The following is a 1,215-nucleotide window of genomic DNA, read 5'->3' on the forward strand; positions in this document are numbered from 1 at the left end:
TCGGAACTTACCCGACAAGGAATTTCGCTACCTTAGGACCGTTATAGTTACGGCCGCCGTTTACTGGGGCTTCAATTCATACCTTCGACTTACGTCTAAGCACTCCTCTTAACCTTCCAGCACCGGGCAGGCGTCACCCCCTATACATCACCTTGCGGTTTAGCAGAGAGCTGTGTTTTTGATAAACAGTTGCTTGGGCCTATTCACTGCGGCTGGCTTTTACACCAGCACCCCTTCTCCCGAAGTTACGGGGCTATTTTGCCGAGTTCCTTAACGAGAGTTCTCTCGATCACCTGAGGCTACTCGCCTCGACTACCTGTGTCGGTTTGCGGTACGGGTAGATATGACTTTACGCTAGAAGCTTTTCTTGGCAGTGTGACATCAGAGAGTTCGCAACCGTAGTTGCTTCCCCATCACAGCTCAATGTTAAAGAGAAATGCATTTGACACATCTCACACCTCACTGCTTAGACCAGAATCCATTAACTGGCATCTCTTAGCCTACTGCGTCCCTCCATCACGATCATATCTAGTACTGGAATATCAACCAGTTGTCCATCGACTACGCCTTTCGGCCTCGCCTTAGGTCCCGACTAACCCAGGGCGGACGAGCCTTCCCCTGGAAACCTTAGTCTTACGGTGGATAAGATTCTCACTTATCTTGCGCTACTCATACCGGCATTCTCACTTCTTAACGCTCCAGCACTCCTCACGGTATACCTTCATCGCGGTTAAGAACGCTCTCCTACCATTGATAAAATATCAATCCAAAGCTTCGGTAATATGTTTAGCCCCGGTACATTTTCGGCGCAGGGTCACTCGACTAGTGAGCTATTACGCACTCTTTGAATGATAGCTGCTTCTGAGCTAACATCCTAGTTGTCTGTGCAACCCCACATCCTTTTCCACTTAACATATATTTTGGGACCTTAGCTGTTGGTCTGGGCTGTTTCCCTTTCGACTACGGATCTTAGCACTCGCAGTCTGACTGCCGAACATGTGTATTAGCATTCGGAGTTTATCTGAGATTGGTAATCCTAGACGGACCCCTCACCCAAACAGTGCTCTACCTCCAATACACTTACATTTCGACGCTAGCCCTAAAGCTATTTCGGAGAGAACCAGCTATCTCCCAGTTCGTTTGGAATTTCTCCGCTATCCACAAGTCATCCAAACACTTTTCAACGTGTCCTGGTTCGGGCCTCCAGTGCGTCTT

Annotated in this window: 1 rRNA gene; it reads right to left on the reverse strand. The window is 48.6% G+C overall.

Annotated elements, in window-relative coordinates:
• Positions 1-1,215 (reverse strand): 23S ribosomal RNA (locus ABT053_RS43350); the annotation flags it as partial.

This window comes from Streptosporangium sp. NPDC002524 (assembly GCF_040295985.1).
Taxonomy (GTDB): domain Bacteria; phylum Actinomycetota; class Actinomycetes; order Streptosporangiales; family Streptosporangiaceae; genus Streptosporangium.